Here is an 18564-nt window from a genome sequence, read left to right as displayed (position 1 = left end):
CCGTCCGTCCTTTCCCTTATGCGTTCGCATACAAAGTGGTAATGCCGTGCTGCTCAAGAACCTTCTCCATGTCAGGTTCCAACCTCGCGTCTGTCACACACACGTTTACGTCCGCAAGCGGAGCTATGGAGAACAAGGAGGCTTTCCCCACCTTGGTATGGTCAAACACTGCTATCGTATGCTGGGTGCGGCTCATCAACAGACGGGCTGTCTGGGCTTCGAGCTCGGAGAATGTCGTTATGCCTTTGTCCGCGGAAACGCCGTCCACACCGAGAAAGAGCTTCTCGATGTTGAGATGCTCGATCGTCTTCTCGGCCAGCGGCCCGCTGAGCTCGAAGCTTTTGCTGCGCATGACGCCGCCGACGACGACCACCTGCAGACCTTCGCTGTCGGCCAGTTCCATGGCGATATTAACGGCATTAGTCACGACCGTAATCCCTTGGCGCTGCTTCAGTTCGCGGGCAATAAGGAAGGTTGTGGTGCCGCCGGTCAGGCAGACGCTGTCCCCTTCCTCGATAAGGCCGGCCGCCCTGCGGGCAATCGCTTCCTTCTCCAGCCAGAGCTGCTGCTTTTTCTCGGCGAACGAGGTTTCGCGGACCGCCGTGAGGCCCTCGAAAAGGGCTCCGCCGATGGTGCGGACAACCTCGCCTTTTTTCTCCAGAAGGTCCAAATCACGTCTTGCCGTCGCTTCCGAACATTGAAAATGCCCGATGATCTCCCCAATGGTAATGCGCCCCTGCTGCTTGAGGATCGTCATAATCTGCTGGCGCCTGAGATCTCCTTTGGAAGGAGTCGTATCATTCATTTCAACTGTCACTCCGTCACAAGGTTAAATTTCGACGAACTGGGTAAGGTTACGCGGATCGTCCGGATTCAGCCCGCGTTTCATCGCGTTGTAATAGCCGTTGTACTGGACAGCGGGCAAATACAATACGCTGCGCGCTTCATCGCTGATCGCGGCTCCGCCGAGTTCCAGAACCAGATCCGCAAAATCCGTGTCTTCCCCGCGCTCCGCGGTCAGAAGCAGGATCGTCGCCCCGTATTCCTTCAGCTCCCTGGCTACCTTCAGCTCATAATCGCGGGCGGACTGTGAAAGCAGGAAGCAGACAAGCGTACCCGAGTCGACGATGGATTTGGGACCGTGTCTGAACTCAAGCGTGCCGTACGCTTCCGTCCACGTATACGTCATTTCCTTCAGCTTGAGGCAGGCTTCAAGCGCCAAACCTCCGAGTGCTCCGAGTCCGAGATAGACCGTTTTGTTGAAGTCGTGCGCCGACACCCATTCTTTGATGCCCGTATCCGAGGCTTTGACCAGTTCTTCGTCTAATTCTAACACAGTTTTAAGCTCTTGTAAGTATGCCTCGCTGCCCGCCGCCATCGCGATTGCGGCCTGCATCATAAAGGTCATGGAGCTGAGCGATTTGCTCATCACCGTGCTCTTCTCTTTGCCCAGCGGAGAAAGCAGACATTCCGTCATCCCGAACAATTTGCTCGTCTCGTGGCAGGTAATGCCGCACGTATCGATATGAGCCGCATTTTTGACGGAATCAAGCGCAAGAAGTACCTCGTGGGATTCTCCCGAACGCGATACGCCTACAATCAGAAGCTTCTTCTCTCTCGGGAGGGTAGCGTCGCGGAGCAGGAAAATGTCGGAGGAAGGCTGTGCGGATGCGCTGCGTCCGGTCCATTTGCGGAACGTCGCCGCCATCGTGATCGACTGATAGTAAGAAGAGCCCGATCCGATAAAAACGACTTCCTCGTATTGATCGTTTCTTATATAACGGCTCACCCAGTCGGACTGCTTCTGGAGCTGATCCCACGCGGCCTGGAGAGCGGCGGACTGGGCACTGATTTCGGTGTAGGTTAATTGGCCTTGAACGTTTGACATCTTCTAATTTCCTCCCTTATAATCAACTTAATGACATTATAAATCATTATTTTGATCGTTTCAATCATTTTATACGAAGGGGTTTTTCAAAATGGCTCATTTGATTTCTTCTACGCACCTGCTTCAAACGGCCCGTCAAAACGGTTACGGCATTACGGCCTTTAACGTGCACACGCTGGAAATGCTGCAGGCCGTCGTTGAGGCGGCCGAGGAGCTTCAGGCTCCGCTGATTCTGCAAACCACGGTCGGCACGGTGAAGCACCTGGGCCCCGACTATATCGTTGCGGCCGCAGCCGCCGCCGCCAAACGGTCTTCCGTCCCCATCGCGCTTCATCTCGATCATTGCACGGATTACGAGCTTATCGTACAATGCATCCGGGAAGGCTATACATCGGTTATGATTGACGCTTCCATGCATCCGTTCGAAGAAAACGTACGGCAGACGCGGGAAGTCGTGAAAGTCGCCCGGGCGGCCGGCGTAAACGTGGAAGCGGAGCTTGGCAAAGTGGGCGGCGTCGAAGACGATATCGTCGTTGCCGACGAGGATGCCCTCCTCGCCGATCCCGACGAATGCGTACGCTTCGTAGAGCTGACCGGCGTGCCGACGCTTGCCCCGGCCATCGGAACCGCTCACGGCATTTACAAAGGCGAACCGAACATCGCATTCGGCAAGCTGGAAGAAATCTACCGCAAAGTGAGCCTTCCTCTCGTTCTGCACGGCGGCTCCGGCATACCGGAAGAGCAGGTCAAACGGTGCGTATCGCTCGGCATGGCCAAGATGAATGTCGCTACGGAGCTGCGCATTGCTTTCTCCGATGCCATCAAGAAAGTCTTCCAGGCCAACCCGGATGAAAACGACCCGCGTAAATATATGGTTCCGGCCAAAGCGGCCGTCAAAGAACTGGCTCAGACGAAAATGCGCCTTACCGGCTGCGTAGGCCGCGCCAAAGATTTCATTTAATTCAGTCAAGACAGGAGAACCCGGATGATTACCACCGTGACCCTCAATGCGGCAATCGATAAAACCTACCAAGTAAAAAACTTCGAAATGGACCGGGTTTCCCGCGTATCGGACATGATCGCCGTCCCCGGCGGCAAAGGAATCAATGTCGCCCGGGTGGCGCGTCTGCTCGGCGAACCCGTCACGGCCGCCGGTTTCGTGGCCGGCTTCAACGGACGGTTTATCCGCAGCGGGCTCGACGCGGAAGGCATTCCTCATGACTTCACGGAAGTCCCGGGAGAATCCCGCCTCTGCCTCACCGTCCTGGATGCGGATAACGGCACGCAGACGGAGCTGCTGGAACCCGGACCCGCCATCGCCGAAAGCTCTCTTCAGTCCCTGAAGCAGAAGGTGAAGGCGCTCGCGGCGAGGTCCACGCACGTGTGCTTCTCCGGCAGTCTCCCGCTCGGATGCCCTCCCACGCTTTATGCGGAGCTGATCGCGCTTGCAAGAGAAGCGGGCGCCGAGGCCGTCCTCGACGCGAGCGGCGACGCCCTGGCTGCCGGGCTCGAAGCGATGCCCCTGCTCATTAAGCCCAATGAGCATGAAATCGTGCGGCTGCTCGGCAAGCCCGCTTCCTCCGACGACGAGCTGGCCGCCTGCATCCGGGAACTGATGCAGCGCGGAATCCGGCATGTCGTCGTTTCGCTCGGCGCGCGCGGAGCCCTCGCGGGCAGCGGCGGCCGCGTGCGGCGGGTCGCCATCCCGGCGATCCGGGCCGTAAACCCCGTCGGCAGCGGCGACGCGATGGTGGCCGGCATGGTTACGGCTCTCCGCCGGGGAAGCAGCGACTCCGACGCGGTCCGATTCGGCGCGGCATGCGGAAGCGCCAACGCCCTGCAGATGCAGGCGGGAGTCGTCACCGCGGAAGATGTCGAGCGGATCTACCGCTCCGTCACGGTGACGGATTACTGATCCGGGCGGCTGGTGCGGGCGGTCGAAACAGCCTGCTGGTGCGATCTGCTGATGCGGCCTGCTGATACAGTCTGCTGGCGCGGTCTGCTGATGCGGAAGACCGATACAGTCTGCATGCCACCGCGGATATGTCGACCGGTGCAGTTTGCTCATGCGACCGGCTGATACGTCGGCGTATACGTCCGCCGATGCGGATTGCCGGTGCAGTCTACCTTCTACTGATGCGACCTGCCGATATAATCTGCTAATAAGGGCTGCCCATGCGGCCTGCCGATGCAGTCTGCCTATTCGGTCTACCCATGCGACCTGCCGGATCCAGTCTGCTCACGCGACCGGCTGATACGGCCTGCCGATGCCGACGGACGCATGAGAAACCGGCTGCTGTCCCGTTCCATGCTCGGCGCCCGACCACCCGGCCCGGCACACTCAACAAACAGGCGTATTCCCCCGCAGCGGGAGAATACGCCTGTTTTGTGTATGCCGATACCGTCGGAATGGTCTTCAGGCAACCTCCGATACGCCGCCCGCCCTTTCCCGTCTGTCCGTTGCCGTCCCCCTTCCTCCGATTCGGGTTCCGCATGGTAATTTTCCGGTGATCTGGGAAGTCTAACCTTAAAGCTCTAGCACGAGTGGAGGGAGATTATGACCGACCAGAACGACAGCCGGAAGCCTCATGGACATCCTACGCTTCCGGCGGCGCCTACACTGAACGCCGACCAGTGGGACATCCCCCTTGCCGCTGACACGGACGCGGTTATTCAGCTTTTCCAGGAGCTTCTGCCGACCGACGAATTTCAGTGGATTCTTACGGACAACGGCAATTCCGGCTGTATGTATATCAGTACCGCGATCGACAAAAGCCTGTTTCAAAATGACGTCGCCCCGCGTCTAAGCCGCTGGGAATCGCAGCCGGACGACTGGCCGACCCTTTTCCCGACGGGAACCGAGATCCGGAACGTATCGGACGCTTTGAAGCGCATGCTTCAGGGAGACGTCATTCTGCTTCATAACCGGATGCCGCACAGCGCGCTCTCGTTCCCGGTGCCTTTTCAAAAAGGACGCGCCATTGAGCCCCCCAAAGTCGAACGGGTGATCCTCGGTCCTCAGGAATCGTTCGTGGAGGATATCGACGTTAACCTTGGGCTCCTGAGAAGACGAATGCGGGATCCCAACCTGATCGTTCATTACTATGAGGTAGGAGAAAGGTCCAAAACGACCGTAGCCGTAGTATATCTGAACGATGTCGCCCGGCAGGAGTGGGTGGACGAGATCGAATCCAAAATTGAAGGCATCCAGACGGATTCCGTCGTGCTGATGAAAGAATTGATGGAATTCGTAAGCGGCCCTAATCTGACTCCCTTCCCTTTATATGAAAAAAGCGAGCTGCCGGCGCGTTCGGCCCTGAATCTCCTCAAAGGAAGAATCGGGATTCTCATGGACGGTTCTCCCTTTATCGCTTTCCTGCCGAATACCGTGCTCACCAGCTTTATCGGGGGGGAAGCGGTCATGCAAGGCTCGCTTATTCCGACATTCGTCCGGCTTGTCCGGATTCTAGCTTTTGTCATCGCCATTTACGCGCCTGCCGTCTATCTGGCCCTGGTTACGGTAGACTCGTCCATTCTTCCGACCGTATTCGCCATCTCCATCGCCCAGGATCAGGCCGGAATCCCTTATACAAGCCTGTTTGAAACGCTGATGATGATGATCGTCATGGATGTGCTTAACGAGGGGATGACCTACGTCCCCGGCAATGTCGGCTCCGCTTTGAATGTCGTCGGAAGCCTGATTATCGGCCAAGCGGCGGCCCAGGCGGGATTGACCAGCAAATTTATGATTATCGTCGCCTCCATTTCCGCAGTGGGAGCCTATATCGCTTCGTATCAGATCTCTTATGCGGCGCGCCTGTGGAAATACCCGTTTATATTGGCGGCGGGACTGTTCGGTTTTTACGGAATCACCGTGTGTTCCGTCCTGCTGCTAGGGCATCTCGCCTCTACCAAGTCGCTCAGTATCCCGTACACGGCGCCTTTCAGCCCGCTCAGCCTAAAAGCGATCCGGATGCAGTTTTTCAGGCCGAGCGCGCAGAAGTTGAAGGACCGGGACCCGGTCTTTAAACCGGCGGACAAACACAGCCAGAGAGGGGATTCGTCATGACCAAGCCGAGCATCTCGGGGCTTCAATGGTTCGTCATACTGGCAGTTGCCTCGATTGCGATGGGTCCCCTGAGATTCCCGGCTTATTTGTCCCAGCAGATGGATCAGCACGGCTGGGTGCTGCTTCTGCTTGCGCTGGCCATTTCCTTGTGGAACACCTATGTCGCGGTCCGCTTATCGAGCCGGCATCCTCGCAGCGATATCGGGGAGTGGTCCCGGCTCTACCTCGGCAAATTTTTATCGGCCGTATATGTCGGCTGCATTGCCGTTTACTTTTTCATCTGGGGGGATCTGACTTTCGGTGAACACTGGCTGCTGGTTTCCTATCTACAGTTGAAATATACGCCGGTTTACACGATCGTGCTCCTTGTTATGCCCGTGGTGCTTTACATGGTTTGGAAAGGGACAGAAGCCTGGGCGCGGCTTTTTCTGCTGCTCGGCTTTGTGATGGCAGTCTGGCTGCTCAGCATCAACTTGCCCCAGCTGCGCAACATGGATGTCACCAACCTGCTGCCGCTCGGAAATCTCGGCCTGCCGAGGCTGCTCGGCAAAAATATGTTGACGATTTTCTACCTGTTTAAAGGCTTCGCCGTCCTCTATTTTCTGTATCCTTACATCCGGTCGGATAAAAATCTGCTTCGTCTGTCGGCAGCCGCTACCGTTACGGCCGGGGCCGAAGTTATGCTATCCTATCTGCTGCCCATTATGGTCTTCGGTTACGAGACCGCCAAAACGTTCACTTTCCCGTATCAGGAGTCGATGGAAACCGTGCCTTTTCTCCTTCTTCCTTTTGAAAAGCTCAGCTTCCTGGCCCCTCTGTTTTTCGTGCTGGTGAACATCATGATTCTGATCGTTTGCGTAACCTGCTGCTCCCAGGCGCTTTGCAGGCTTTTCAACACCCGGCGGATCAAACGGATGTATGTGATCGTCTCGGTCCTCATGTCTCTCGCTTTTCTCCGGACTCTGACCGTGAACGAAGTCGATCGGCTGGTCTACATCACCGCGCTCGTGTTCGGCATTATTTTCGTCCTGATTCCCAATTACATGTGGATCGTCAGCCTTTTCAGAAAGGAGAAGACGGGATGAGAAAATGGCTGCTTGTTCTCATGCTTGTGACCGGAGCCGCAGCGCTTGCCGGATGTTTGAGCATTTCGGAGATCAGGGAACAGTCCTTTATCGTCGGGATGGGAATCGACCGTGCGGATGATGGCGAGCTCGAAATCAGCATGATGGAAATCGACATGGACGGAATGAAAAGCGGAGGCAGTGAGGGCAGCTCCGGCGGAAAAGCACCCAAATATATTATCCGTCAAGCGACCGGATCGAATATTCCCGACTGCCTGAGGCAGATCCGGACACGCCTGCAAAAAGAGCTGTCCCTCGATAAAGTCAGCTTTATCATGTTCAGCGACACAATCGCCAGAGAAGGCATCTATCCCTATATGGATTTTCTGGTGAGATCGCCGAACATCGACCAGACGGTTCATATGTTCGTCACCACCGACAAAGTAAGCGAACTGTTCCGGAAAGATAACGGGGGTCTGACGAATTTTTCGACCAAAGGCTACGCGTTTGTCCCGACCTTTCTCGCCAGCCGCCTCTGGCAGGTGAACAAAGCGGTCATGAGCCCTCTGCACAGCATCCATCTCAACCGCTTCAGCTATGAAAATAACGAATTAAACTTTATGGGTGAAAGCTTTCTCCGCCGGGACCGGCTTCTTTATCATTTGAACGGAATCGAGTCCAGAGAGTTCAACGTGCTCGTAAACCGGCAGGGAAAAGAAGTCATTCTGCATGCCGATCCCGGGAAACGCAACGCTCTGCAAATTAAAGAAGTCCGGCGGAAAACGGAGATCACCCGTAAACAGGCCACTTTCATTTACTTTATTCAAGCCACTATCCTGGAAAGCAAGGACCACAGTCCGTACCTTCATGTGGACGACATCGAAAAAGAAGGCAGCCGGCTCTGGGAGAAAAACTTCACGAGACTGCTGAACGGCACCAAAGAGCAGGGCCTCGATATTCTCGGGATCGGCGAGCAATTCCGGATGAGAGGCTGGGATACGGCAAACTGGGAAGAACAAATCAAAAAACTGGAAGTTAAAGTCCGTATCCATCTCAAAGTTCTTTCTCCCGAAGGCAAAAGAGAATAGAACGTATCCATGCAGGACACATACGATGAAAAGCCAAAAAGACCCTTCTTTTAGAGAAGAAGGGTCTTTCGCTGTCTCTTAAACATTAAGCACACCTGCCGCGGGAGCAGTCCTTCTCACCGCGTCTCTTACATGCTCATGGCAAGTAAAAAGCAAAACCTGCCGATTACCGCCGAGCTGCCCGATAATCCGCAGCGCCCCTTCCATCCGCTCCTTGTCGAAATTGACGAAAATATCGTCAAAAACGAGCGGCAGGGAAGCTCCGCCGGTAAATTCTTCGACGAGTGCGAATCTCATCGACAAGTATAGCTGCTCCGCCGTTCCGCGGCTCAGCTTCGATGAATCCACCTGACGCCCGTCCGGCCGTACGGCATAGAGCCGCTGCTGACCGAACGGCGCGACCACCTGTGTGAACCGGCCGCCCGTCATTGCCGCAAAGCAGGCCGAAGCCCGGCGGAGCACGCCCGGCTGGCGCTCGCGTTCACAGCGTTCACGCGTCCGCTTCACGAGCAGGGCGGCCATCGCGAGCACCGCGTATTTGCCGCCGAGCTCCCGCACCTCGGCCAGCTGCTCCTCGGTGCGCTGGAGCAGATCCCCGCGCTCGCTCCCGCCTTCGAGCTTCTCCAGCTCGCCGGCCAGGCGGCCGCGCCTGTCGCGCAATCGGTTCGCCTCGGCCTCCAGGCCGCTCAGACGGCCCGACAGCTCGTCCTCGCGCGAAGCGAGGCTCCCTTCGTCGGCACCGGCCAAGGCCTCATCGAGCCGCTCCCGCCGGGCGACGCCGGCATGCGCATCGAGCGCGCCGGAGAGAAGCCGCGCTTCGGCGGCGAGCCCGGCACGGCGCTCCTGGAGGGCCGCCTGGCGGAGGAGCTCCTCTTCGCCGGCGGCCTGCGCTTCGCTCAGAAGCGCTTGCAGCCGGCCGGCCGCGTGCCGCGCCTTCTGCGCGGCAGCCGTCTCCCGGCGGCGGAGATCCGCGGCTTCGGCCGCCATACGCTCGCGCCTTGCGAGCAGTTCGCGCTGCTCCGCAAGACGCTCGGCCCGGCGCCGCAGTCCCAGCAGCGGGTCCGCCGCCTCGGCGGCGCCCAGCAGCCGGACCGTACGCGCCTCGAACGCGGCGGATGAAGCATGCAGGGCGGCCAGCTTCGCCTCGCAGCCGGCAAGGCGCTGGAGCAGGTCATGCCCGCGGGCGATCAGCTGCAGCGAATCCAGCGCCGCTTCGGGAGACAGGTGCGCCCGCAGCTTGCGCTCACGCAGCCAGGCGCTCCAGCTCTCCTGTCCGGCCGCCGCCCGTTCCTCCAGCGAGCGCATACGGGCCGATGCCGCCTCCTGCTGTTTCTCCAGCGACTGAATGCTCTGTTTCAGCTCTTCCAGCTTGGCCCGGCGGCGCTCCATTTCGGAGCGGTGCTGCGCCCACAAATCGGTGCCGGTCAGCCAGCTTTCCAGCTCCCGTTCCAGCCAGTTCAGCGTCTCGGGCCAGGACGGCAGCGGCATCCGGCCCGCAGCGGCAGCTTCATCGGATAAGCCGGGCGCACCGGGCGCACGGGCTGCTGCGGCTTCTCGGCTTCCCGCTCCGCTGCCGCCCAGAAGAAGTGCCAGATTTTGCTGAAGCCGCTGCCGGAGAGCCGCCATGTCTGCCTCCAGGCGGGCATCGGCGCCGTCTGCCGCAGCGTCCGCTTCGCCCGGCTGTGCGGCAGCGGACAACCACGCGCCGGAGGAGGCCGCTCTTCCCCTCCGGGTACGCCCCCTTCCCTCCGTCCGGGATTCCGGCGGAAGGGTATGCGGGCTGCGCCCGTTTTCGCGGACGCCGTCACGCGAACTCAGCATCAACCAGGCCGTACCGGCTGCCAGCACGGCGAATACGGCGGCAGCGGCAGCCTTCTGTCCGCTGACGAGCAGCGCCGCGGGCAGAAGAATCGCGACCGCCGCCGCGGCGTAAGCGGTCTTTTTCCTTAAACGCTCGGATTCGCCCCGGCCTCTGTCCGACCAGGCTCCGAACTCCGCCTGTCTGCGGCGTTCTTCTTCCCGGAGCCGTTCCCGTTGATCTCCTTCGCTTTTCAGCACTCTCCACTCCGCGTAATCGGCGGATAAACGCCGCAGAAGCCCAGATTCCGCGGCAGTCCTTGCTCCCGGCGCGTCTTCCCGGAGTCCCGACAGCGTCAGCCATTCGCCCCATTCCAGCTGGCGCTCCGCAAGCTCGCCCTGCTGCTCTTCCAGGCGGCCGAATACCCGGCTCAGTTCGCTGTCGAGCAGTGCTCTCTCCCCGTCCCATTTGGCGAAAGCATCCCGCGCTTCCCGGATATGCTCTTTCATGCCGACCGATACGGGGAAATCGGCCAGATCCTGCCGCGTCCACTGCTCATCGAGCTGCCGCAGAAGACCCGCCAGCGCGTCGCTCAGCTGAGTTCTCTCCGTCTCCGCGGAAGCCGCCGCAAGCTGCCCGCTGCGGTACGAACCCGCCTCTTCTTCAAGGGCGGACAGTTCGGCCGCGTCTTCGAGCAGCTCTTCGCTGAGGGGCAGGACTTCGAGAGCCCGCAGAAGCGCTGCGCTCTCTTCCTCGTACTGACGCCGCTCATTCTCGAATTCGTCCCGTTCCTGACGGATGGCTTCATACCGTGCGGCGGCATGCAGCGGAAATCCTGGAATTTCACGGATTTCCCCTATCTCTTCCTGAATCCGGCGCAGTTTCAGCCACGGCTCGAAGGCCTTCACGCAGCGCCGGGTCCATTCCAGCTCTGCGGCCGTCTCCGCCCGGGCGGAGTCCAGCTCGTGCAGCCGGTCTCCGAGGCGGTTCCATTCCGCCGTCGCTTCTTCGTACCGGCTGATCTCGTCGGCGGAACGGCTCCGGCTGGAGCGGAGCTCCTCGTACGCCCGGATGCTGCGGTTCAGCTCCTGGGTCCGGCCTCTGGGCCTGAACAAGGCGTCGGCCCGGGCGGCGAGTTTGCGCTCCGCTTCCACTACGGCGCTCCCGCTCACGCCGAAGCCCGCTCCGTAAAGGTAGCCGCCGATGTCGTCTCCCTGGAGAGTCCGCAGCTCTTGAAGCTCGCCCAGCCCGAAGGCGAACAAGCTCCGGAAGAGCTCCGCGGACAATCCCCCGAGCAGCTGCCGGAGAAGTTCCTCACCGCCTATCGCGCCCCCTTCGAGCGTTACTTTGACGGCCCCGGCTGCGGGAGGGCGTCCCGGACCGCCGTGATCCGCGTAGCGTTCGATCAGGACGGTCCGGCCCTGCTTGTCCTCCAGCAGCAGCGCGCCTCCGTGGGGACCTCCGCCTTCGGGCTCATACCGGTCGGCCGCCTGCGCGCGCGTAGGAAACCCGAACAGGACGGCGCGGATGAAACCGAGCAGAGTGCTTTTTCCCGCCTCATTGGGCCCGTACAGCACGGTAACGGGCGAATCGAACCGGTATGTACGGTCGTGCAGGGAGCCGAACCCGCGGACTCTTATTTCGCGGATCATCATTTGCTGCCCCTCCCCTCCGGCATCAGCTGATCGACGGCGAGTTCCCGCGCCGCCTCCAGCCATTCCCCTATGTCAACGGGAAGCCCGTCGGCTCCCGCAAAAAGCCTGGAGGCTCCGTTCTGGCCCAGCAGGGGACCAAGTGCCTCTCCCGCGAATTCCCTCAGCTTTGTCTCATCCGCCGCCAGCTCTTCCGCCAACCGGAGGAGGTCGCCTATGAAGCTTTCCTCCCGGAGAAGCCCTTCAAAATCGATATCCTGCCCGGTCCGGGCTTCTACAGATTCAATCCAGACGAAAGGAGGGTGCGCTTCCACATTGCGGGAGACATCGCCGGAGAAAGATTCCCCACGATAGGAGTCCGGGGCTTCTTCCTTGCTGTACTCACCAGGGAACGGCGCTTCCGTATGACCGCCGCCCGCTCCGAAGCTGCTTGTGCCGATGCCGTATCCGCCGGCCGAACGTCCCGCCAGCGCCAGAAGCTCGCTCTCGCGGAGTTCCCGGAGCAGGTCGGAGAGGGTGCTCCCCGTTTGCAGCTTCAAATGAAGAGGTCCCCGGCCTTCCAGAATGATCCGGGCGACGGACGGTCTGCCCTCGGCCTTCTCCCTGACCCGGGCCAGCAGATCCTGCAGGCTTTCCTGCAGTTCCTGTTCCGAGCCGATGCCCGCGATAGAGAGAGATTCCTCCTGCCATCGTACCCCGTCGAGCGCGTGAAAATCCAAAACAGGGCTTCCGTCCTCATCCACAGTCACGATATAGCACCCTCGCGGGCCGCATTCCCTTATGCTCCTGCCCTGTATGTTGCCGGGATAGACGACGGCGGGTTTCGCGTCCATGAGAATTTCTCTCGTATGGATGTGGCCCAGAGCCCAGTAGTCGATTCCCCGCCCTGTAAGATCTGCTCTGCTGCAGGGCGCGTAGTTGTCATAGCCCGGGTGTCCGTCTACATTCGTATGAAGAAGAGCCACCTGAAAAACCGAAGCGTCCCCGCCCCGGAAACGCAGGGCTAGGTTTTCCGTTACGGCTGCGGACGCATACGAGATGCCGTGAACTTCTGCGATAAGCCCGCGGTTTTCCTTCACGATCCGCACCGTCTCGACCTTGTCCGCCGGAAATACGTGTGCGCCCGCCGGCCAATCCAGGGACGCTCCCCGGCCGTCGAGCGGATCGTGGTTGCCGTGGATAATCAAGGCGGGAATTCCCGCCCGCTCCAGCTCCGCAAGGGCGCTGCGGAAGCGCAAGCTGAGCCCGGAGGGAACGGTCGCCGGCGTCGTAAATATCGCCGCTGAAAACAGCGAAATCGACCTTCTCCCGGACCGCCAGCCGGACGAGACGGCTTAACGCTCCGAAGGTCGATTCCCGGATCACTCCGCGGATCCGGTCGGGAACCGAGTTCATTCCCTTGAACGGACTGTCGAGGTGAAGGTCGGCGGCATGGAGAAATTTCAGCGCCTTCATGCGTCCGCCTCCTTCGTCTGTCTTATACAGGTATGCCGCTTCATTTCCCGTACCTCTCATACACTCCGCGCAGTTGACGGATGACACGGTTCAGCGAGTACGATTTCTTCGCTTTCTCGGAAGCCGCACGGGCCAGCTGATACCGGTAGGTCGGATCGACCACGACCTTCTCCAGCGCCTGGCCGAGCGCGGAAGCATCCCCCGGTTCTACGAGCAGACCGTTGCGTCCGTTCTCGATCTGCTCGGCAATCCCTCCAACATTGGTGCCCACGAGGGCAAGGAGGCAAAGAGCCGCCTCCGCGAATACGGAGCCGAACGCTTCGGCCTTCGATGGGAGGACGAAAATATCGAAGAACGGCATAAACTCTTCCGGATGAAGCATGTACCCGTAAAAAATAATATCTTCATATAAGTTCAACTGCTTCGCCAATTCTTCCAGTTCAGTCCGTGAAGGGCCGTCGCCGATAATATGGAGGACGAAAGGATGTCCCCGCTCCTTGAGCATCGCGCACGCCTGAAGAAGCGTTTCGAGCCCTTTGGCCGGAACGAGACGGCAGACCGTAATGAGCTGAGCCACTTCGTTCTCGTGGGAAATCGGCCGGAAACGCTTCTCGTCGTAACCGTTGGGAATAACCCCGATCCGGTCGGGGTCCTGGATATATTCGCTTATATAGCCTTTAAATGAGTTCGAAACCGTTAAAATCTGATCCAGCCGCGCTTCCATTTCACCGTATATCGACGTCAGAAAGAGCTGTTCGGGACCGCCTTCCTCTATTTTTCCGTTCAGCAGAAGCTCTCCCTCGTAGCTGGAGTGAACCGTTACGATGACGGTCGTGTCCGGAAATACTTCCTTGATAGCGAGCGCGGCAATCGGATGATGGGCGTGAATCAGATCGTAACTCTTGCGGATACGAAGCTTTGTCCACCATACGTAGTCTTTGTAAGTCTGGATATATTTGTCCACGACCGGATTTCCCGCATAGCGGGTCCAATCGAACGTGCTGAAGGTAACAGGCTCGGTTCCCTTGCCCCTGACCCTTCTGGGAAGGGAAAACAGTTCCATGTCCCAGCCTCTTTTATTAAATTTTTCGGTGATATACGGGACCATGGAAGAAACTCCGCCCGGCTGCTCCGGCGGGAAGAATAACGCTTGCAAAATGTTCATCGGTGCACACTCCTGATCCTCCGTCCGCTCTTGCGGCGCAAATCCGGCTTACAGCATCATACGCTCAGCCTTTTCTTATTGTACCTTCTGCCCGGCCAATAGAAAAGAGAACACGTCCCGTCCTGCCAGGACGGCATTTCAGACTTCGGGGAAATTTCCGAAAAAAGTTGTTCTTGTCCCCGCCCTATTTTGCTATAATGAAGTCGCCTGAAATGCGAACGTACATTTGAATCCGGACCCCGCAGGACGGGACGGACAACTTCGGAGGAATGTTGAACTTGTGGAACGATCCGATTGAAACATGGGGTCCGGAAACGGCCAGCTCCATGATGCTAGTCATTATTACCCTGATGATTTTCATTTCAGGAAGGCTTTACTATACGCGCAGGAAAAAAGGCTATCTCTCGATGACCGTTTCGCTCATCCTTATGCTCGTCCACAACCTCCTGCGGATTTACTGGCAGGCCTCAGGCCAGCTTCAGGGGATGTCCGGCTTTGCGGACAGTCTTCTGCAGGCGGTTACTTTTGTACTCGTCAATCTGGGCATTTATCAGCTGTATAATCCGACGCGGCGGCGTCATTATTTATCGTTTTACGGCTTGATCGCGGTCGCTCTCGGCGTTTCCGCTTTTCATTTTTATCCGCCGTCCGGCGGAAGCCCCGAGCAGGCCGCGCTGCTGGCCGATCTGCCGCTGGAGCTGTATATGTTCGTGCTGATCTTTTTGTGCGCTTACACCATTACGCCTCTGATCGGGCAGCAGGGAAAATTCCAGGCCGTGATGACCTTGTATTTCGCCAGACAAACGGCACACATGGTCAACCTTTACCTGTTTCAGGGGGATCAGAAATGGCTGATGCTGGCGGAATGGTTTATTCCGGTGATCTACGCGACGATTCTTTTTTTCCTGCTGTTCGACCGGGTCGTCGAGCTTATGCAGGCGATTTACCAATCCTCGATCACCGACGGACTGACCAAAGTGTATAACCGCAAATATTTCGATAAACGGGTTTCGCAGTACATACGGCTGAATTTGACCGTTTCCGTCCTGTTCAGCGACATAGACAATTTCAAAAAGCTCAACGATACCAAGGGCCATCACATGGGAGACGAGATGCTCAAGCAGGTAGCGAGCATCATGCGTCAGGAAGCGGACGAAAGCGGTATCGTGGGACGGTACGGCGGCGAGGAGCTGGTCATTCTGCTGACCGATCCCGATGTCAAACCCGCCGAGCTCGCGGAGAGAATCCGCAAGCGCATCGAAGAAGAGACCATCGTCACGGTCAGCATGGGTTTCAGCACGTACAAGAAAGGCCTTACGGGAGACAAGCTGATCAAACAGGCCGACGAAGCGATGTACAAGGCCAAAACGACCGGGAAGAACAAAGTAGTCAAATTCGGCGCCTGACTCTTCCCCGCCCGGTTTTCCGGCAGGAAAAACAAGGCACGGCAGGTGATAACGAAAAGGAGCGGCCTCTGGCAAGACCGCCCCTTCTCCTCACTGAATATGGAACAGCTCCTCAACCTGCTTTCCGAGAACGATACTTAGACGCTTGGCCGCTCCGGGACCGACCGATTTCATCGAACGCTCCAGCAAGCTGATGTACGCATGGCTTAATCCCGTCTGTTTGGCAAGCTCCCGCTGGGTCAGCCCCAGGGTCATTCTTCTGCGGATAAATTCATCCGATTTGGCGATAATTCTCATCAAAAATCACGGCTCCCATTTCCTAATTAATTCCATAGTAGCATTATAATTTACTATTGTAAACACCAATATTTACTATAGTTGATATTATCTCTTCTTTCTTTTACCCCCGATTGAAAAACCACATTTTCCCTGCTATGATAAGCATGTTAACTAATGTTTACCAGAAATGCGGGTGCTGCAATTATGTATTTCTATGACAAGCTTAAAGATCTCCGCAAGCTCAAAGGCTACACGATCCGCGAACTGGCGGACCGTTCCGGCGTATCGGCCGCATACATTTCCCAGCTTGAGAACGGCAACCGTAATATCCCGTCACCCGATGTGCTCATGAAGCTGTCCGAAGGCTTAAATATTCCTTACGCCGAGTTGATGAAAATTGCCGGGTATCTCGACGAACCGGATAGAAGCGTGGACAAGCCCAAGGCCCCGGTCAATCTGCGCCGGTTTCTTCATGACAACGACCTGACTTTCGACGGCATCGAACTGACGGAACAGGATAAAGAATGGGTGGACCGTATACTCAGCGCCCTGTTCTGGAAAGAACGGAACAACCGCAAGGAATAATCCTTATCCACCTTTCATATCCGAACTTACCTAAGCAAATCAGACAACCCGCGGGGGCCGAATCGTCCCTGCGGGTTTATTTTTGGTGGTGCCGGCTTGTTCCGGCACCGTCAGCCTGCCCGGCACACACCTACTCCGACAAACGGAGTTGGCCTCCCGGAACGGAGGTTCATTGCGGTCCGGCGGCCCGTTTTGGAAGCTTGACCCAATTTTCCCTTTGAAAAACCACATTTTCCCTGCTATGATAAGCATGTTAACTAATGTTTACCAGAAATGCGGGTGCTGCAATGTATTTCTATGACAAGCTTAAAGATCTCCGCAAGCTCAAAGGCTATACGATCCGCGAACTGGCGGACCGTTCCGGCGTATCGGCCGCTTATATTTCCCAGCTTGAGAACGGCAACCGAAATATCCCTTCACCGGATGTGCTCATGAAGCTGTCCGAAGGCTTGAATATCCCTTACGCCGATCTGATGAAAATTGCCGGATACCTCGACGAACCGGACAAAGGCACGGACAAGTCCAAAGCCCCGGTCAATCTGCGCCGGTTTCTTCATGACAATGACCTGATCTTCGACGGCATCGAGCTGACGGCGCAGGACAAGGAATGGGTAGAACGCATGCTCAGCGCCCTGTTCTGGAAAGAACGGAACAGCCGCAACGGATAATTCTAGGCAGCTGCCTCCCGTGACTTCCGGCCTTACATAAGCAAATCAAACAACCCGCGGGAGCCCGAGTCCCTGCGGGTTTAATTGGTTTATATGATTCCCGGCCGCTAAGCGATTGAATTGGGTTTAGCCCGCCCGCCGAGATTTGCCTGTATCTCCTGAATCCGATCGTTCTCCTGCCGCAGCTTGTCCTCTATACGTTCCGTCAAATGAGCGATCTGTTCTGCAACACTGTCCGGCACTTCAACTTCGGGCAGAGACTTGATAATATACAGCAGACACTGCAGCGTATCTTCCATCACTTCTTTTTTGCGGCTTGCGATTACGACCTCCGCCAGAAAGATAAGGTGCGTCAGTTCATTTTGCAGGACACTCATTCAGGTTCCACTTCCTTCCACTTCCGATTATGACTGAAATTGTCGAATGTGAAAAGTTGCTCTTGACAGTTTTAACTGTAATATTTATTATACTAGATATAGCGTAACTAATTTAGTTACAGTTTAGTCCACCCAGACGGCATCCGTTATGCCCGGATATCCGTCCTTCTGCCGGCGGGCCTGTCAGGTTCCCCATTTTCGCCGGACGGCCGGCAGCCCGCTTTTTTTCATTTTTTGACCGGAACATGTTTGGCCTGAAAAAATTGACTACGCGGAGCAAGCGGAAACCAGACTTGTTTTCCGTAAAACCGCACACATTACCTATAACGTCGCGAACCGTCAAAAGGAGGATATTTATGACCCAACAGCTTTTTCCCGAAACCCTGAAAACCATTGCGGAGCGTCACTCCGTAAAATCGTACGATCCGGATTTCGTATTCCCCGAGGAGCATAAGGAACTCATCCTGAACGCGGCCAATCAGGCGCCGTCCTCCTGGAATCTGCAGCACTGGAAATTCCTCGTGATCGAAGATCCGGCCGCCAAGCAGCGTCTGCTCCCCATCGCAAACAACCAGAAGCAGATCGCGGAAAGCTCCTTTGTCGTCGCCGTCCTGGGCGACCTGCAGGCGAACCTGAACGCCGAAACGATCTACGGAGCGGCTGTTGAAAACGGGTTTTTGACGCCGGAAATCAAGAATACGCTCGTGTCGCAAATTAACGGCGCCTACGCAAGCGGCGGCAGCATCCCCCGGGATGAAGCGATCCGCAACGCCTCGTTCGCGTCCATGCAGCTTATGCTCGCGGCTAAAGCGCTGGGCTACGACACATGCCCGATGGGCGGATTCAATCCGGCCGCGTTCGTACAGGAGTTTAACGTTCCCGAGCGTTACATCCCTACTCTGCTGATTTCCGTCGGCAAAGCGGCGAAACCGGCTTATGCTTCCGGACGCTTCCCTCTGGAGCAAGTTGTCGTCAAAAATTCGTTCTGACCTGTTTACCCGGCAGCCCGAACCGTTTAAAGACACACAGATCCAACCCCGTTTGATCCCATTTGGGGCGGGCGTGCTCTA

The 18564-nt window shown here is 57.4% G+C and carries 17 protein-coding genes and 1 pseudogene; 10 read left to right on the top strand and 8 right to left on the bottom strand.

The genetic code is table 11. The features are described 5' to 3' along the window. Positions 1-16: 16 nt before the first annotated feature. Together ABC395_RS07770 and ABC395_RS07765 are read right to left on the bottom strand one after the other, a co-directional pair. On the bottom strand, positions 17-805 hold the full coding sequence (locus tag ABC395_RS07770) for a DeoR/GlpR family DNA-binding transcription regulator (protein ID WP_413002055.1): 789 nt from the start codon (positions 803-805) through the stop codon (positions 17-19). Positions 806-829: 24 nt separating this feature from the next. After that, positions 830-1888, bottom strand: a complete 1059-nt coding sequence (locus tag ABC395_RS07765) for an SIS domain-containing protein (protein WP_413002053.1) — start codon at positions 1886-1888, stop codon at positions 830-832. A 91-nt stretch (positions 1889-1979) separates the two neighbouring features. Here ABC395_RS07765 and fba point away from each other — a divergent pair, with 91 nt between their 5' ends. The 5 genes from fba to ABC395_RS07740 all read left to right on the top strand — a co-directional run bounded on the left by fba (position 1980) and on the right by ABC395_RS07740 (position 8109). Then, positions 1980-2849, top strand: a complete 870-nt coding sequence (gene fba, locus ABC395_RS07760; RefSeq protein ID WP_413002051.1) for a class II fructose-1,6-bisphosphate aldolase — start codon at positions 1980-1982, stop codon at positions 2847-2849. A gap of 24 nt (positions 2850-2873) precedes the next feature. Next, positions 2874-3803 (top strand): 1-phosphofructokinase, encoded by a 930-nt coding sequence (gene pfkB / locus ABC395_RS07755; RefSeq protein ID WP_413002049.1) that lies wholly within the window; start codon positions 2874-2876, stop codon positions 3801-3803. 642 nt (positions 3804-4445) lie between these two features. After that, positions 4446-5957: a spore germination protein gene (locus ABC395_RS07750; RefSeq protein ID WP_413002047.1), complete on the top strand. Its 1512-nt coding sequence runs from the start codon at positions 4446-4448 to the stop codon at positions 5955-5957. Further along, positions 5954-7042, top strand: a complete 1089-nt coding sequence (locus tag ABC395_RS07745) for a GerAB/ArcD/ProY family transporter (RefSeq protein WP_413002045.1) — start codon at positions 5954-5956, stop codon at positions 7040-7042. Before ABC395_RS07750 ends, ABC395_RS07745 begins: the two co-directional genes overlap by 4 nt. Then, positions 7039-8109, top strand: a complete 1071-nt coding sequence (locus tag ABC395_RS07740) for a Ger(x)C family spore germination protein (RefSeq protein ID WP_413002043.1) — start codon at positions 7039-7041, stop codon at positions 8107-8109. Before ABC395_RS07745 ends, ABC395_RS07740 begins: the two co-directional genes overlap by 4 nt. A gap of 78 nt (positions 8110-8187) precedes the next feature. On the opposite strand, the gene ABC395_RS07735 is transcribed toward ABC395_RS07740, so the two are convergent. Beyond that, positions 8188-11562: an AAA family ATPase gene (locus ABC395_RS07735; RefSeq protein ID WP_413002041.1), complete on the bottom strand. Its 3375-nt coding sequence runs from the start codon at positions 11560-11562 to the stop codon at positions 8188-8190. After that, positions 11559-12746, bottom strand: a complete 1188-nt coding sequence (locus ABC395_RS07730; protein WP_413006810.1) for a metallophosphoesterase family protein — start codon at positions 12744-12746, stop codon at positions 11559-11561. The genes ABC395_RS07735 and ABC395_RS07730 overlap by 4 nt, the downstream gene beginning before the upstream one ends. On the opposite strand from ABC395_RS07730, the gene ABC395_RS07725 reads away from it, so the two are divergent. Beyond that, positions 12730-12897 (top strand): hypothetical protein, encoded by a 168-nt coding sequence (locus ABC395_RS07725; protein WP_413006809.1) that lies wholly within the window; start codon positions 12730-12732, stop codon positions 12895-12897. The two genes, ABC395_RS07730 and ABC395_RS07725, sit on opposite strands and share 17 nt — an antisense overlap. On the opposite strand, the pseudogene ABC395_RS07720 reads toward ABC395_RS07725, so the two are convergent. Continuing rightward, positions 12850-12954: pseudogene (locus tag ABC395_RS07720) on the bottom strand (hypothetical protein); the annotation flags it as partial. The gene ABC395_RS07725 and the pseudogene ABC395_RS07720 sit on opposite strands and share 48 nt — an antisense overlap. A gap of 100 nt (positions 12955-13054) precedes the next feature. Next, entirely contained in the window at positions 13055-14179 is a 1125-nt protein-coding gene (locus ABC395_RS07715; protein WP_413002039.1) for a glycosyltransferase family 4 protein, read from the bottom strand. A gap of 278 nt (positions 14180-14457) precedes the next feature. Here ABC395_RS07715 and ABC395_RS07710 point away from each other — a divergent pair, with 278 nt between their 5' ends. Next, positions 14458-15585: a GGDEF domain-containing protein gene (locus tag ABC395_RS07710; RefSeq protein ID WP_413002037.1), complete on the top strand. Its 1128-nt coding sequence runs from the start codon at positions 14458-14460 to the stop codon at positions 15583-15585. Positions 15586-15675: 90 nt separating this feature from the next. Here the strand turns inward: ABC395_RS07710 and ABC395_RS07705 are convergent, their stop codons facing one another. Further along, the gene (locus ABC395_RS07705) at positions 15676-15882 is read right to left on the bottom strand and encodes a helix-turn-helix domain-containing protein (protein WP_413006704.1); all 207 of its coding nucleotides are present in this window, start codon (positions 15880-15882) and stop codon (positions 15676-15678) included. Positions 15883-16038: 156 nt separating this feature from the next. Here ABC395_RS07705 and ABC395_RS07700 point away from each other — a divergent pair, with 156 nt between their 5' ends. Together ABC395_RS07700 and ABC395_RS07695 are read left to right on the top strand one after the other, a co-directional pair. Continuing rightward, positions 16039-16449, top strand: coding sequence for a helix-turn-helix domain-containing protein (locus ABC395_RS07700; protein WP_413002035.1), 411 nt, complete (start codon positions 16039-16041; stop codon positions 16447-16449). A gap of 260 nt (positions 16450-16709) precedes the next feature. Continuing rightward, positions 16710-17117, top strand: coding sequence for a helix-turn-helix domain-containing protein (locus tag ABC395_RS07695; RefSeq protein ID WP_413002033.1), 408 nt, complete (start codon positions 16710-16712; stop codon positions 17115-17117). A 107-nt stretch (positions 17118-17224) separates the two neighbouring features. On the opposite strand, the gene ABC395_RS07690 is transcribed toward ABC395_RS07695, so the two are convergent. Beyond that, positions 17225-17494: a hypothetical protein gene (locus tag ABC395_RS07690; protein WP_413002031.1), complete on the bottom strand. Its 270-nt coding sequence runs from the start codon at positions 17492-17494 to the stop codon at positions 17225-17227. 356 nt (positions 17495-17850) lie between these two features. Between ABC395_RS07690 and ABC395_RS07685 the strand changes: the two genes are divergently transcribed. Then, positions 17851-18483 (top strand): nitroreductase family protein, encoded by a 633-nt coding sequence (locus tag ABC395_RS07685; protein ID WP_413002029.1) that lies wholly within the window; start codon positions 17851-17853, stop codon positions 18481-18483. Positions 18484-18564: the final 81 nt, after the last annotated feature.

Origin of the sequence: Paenibacillus canaveralius (assembly GCF_047238265.1) — a bacterium.
GTDB lineage: Bacteria > Bacillota > Bacilli > Paenibacillales > NBRC-103111 > Paenibacillus_F.
This window is presented reverse-complemented; position numbering and strand designations above follow the sequence as displayed.

Bases quoted from the DNA above. Each gene is read 5' to 3' on its own strand.
- ABC395_RS07770 (WP_413002055.1), bottom strand. From the start codon at position 805: ATGAATGATACGACTCCTTCCAAAGGAGATCTCAGGCGCCAGCAGATT.
- ABC395_RS07765 (WP_413002053.1), bottom strand. From the start codon at position 1,888: ATGTCAAACGTTCAAGGCCAATTAACCTACACCGAAATCAGTGCCCAG.
- fba (WP_413002051.1), top strand. From the start codon at position 1,980: ATGGCTCATTTGATTTCTTCTACGCACCTGCTTCAAACGGCCCGTCAA.
- pfkB (WP_413002049.1), top strand. From the start codon at position 2,874: ATGATTACCACCGTGACCCTCAATGCGGCAATCGATAAAACCTACCAA.
- ABC395_RS07750 (WP_413002047.1), top strand. From the start codon at position 4,446: ATGACCGACCAGAACGACAGCCGGAAGCCTCATGGACATCCTACGCTT.
- ABC395_RS07745 (WP_413002045.1), top strand. From the start codon at position 5,954: ATGACCAAGCCGAGCATCTCGGGGCTTCAATGGTTCGTCATACTGGCA.
- ABC395_RS07740 (WP_413002043.1), top strand. From the start codon at position 7,039: ATGAGAAAATGGCTGCTTGTTCTCATGCTTGTGACCGGAGCCGCAGCG.
- ABC395_RS07735 (WP_413002041.1), bottom strand. From the start codon at position 11,562: ATGATGATCCGCGAAATAAGAGTCCGCGGGTTCGGCTCCCTGCACGAC.
- ABC395_RS07715 (WP_413002039.1), bottom strand. From the start codon at position 14,179: ATGAACATTTTGCAAGCGTTATTCTTCCCGCCGGAGCAGCCGGGCGGA.
- ABC395_RS07705 (WP_413006704.1), bottom strand. From the start codon at position 15,882: ATGAGAATTATCGCCAAATCGGATGAATTTATCCGCAGAAGAATGACC.
- ABC395_RS07700 (WP_413002035.1), top strand. From the start codon at position 16,039: ATGTTTACCAGAAATGCGGGTGCTGCAATTATGTATTTCTATGACAAG.
- ABC395_RS07695 (WP_413002033.1), top strand. From the start codon at position 16,710: ATGTTTACCAGAAATGCGGGTGCTGCAATGTATTTCTATGACAAGCTT.
- ABC395_RS07690 (WP_413002031.1), bottom strand. From the start codon at position 17,494: ATGAGTGTCCTGCAAAATGAACTGACGCACCTTATCTTTCTGGCGGAG.
- ABC395_RS07685 (WP_413002029.1), top strand. From the start codon at position 17,851: ATGACCCAACAGCTTTTTCCCGAAACCCTGAAAACCATTGCGGAGCGT.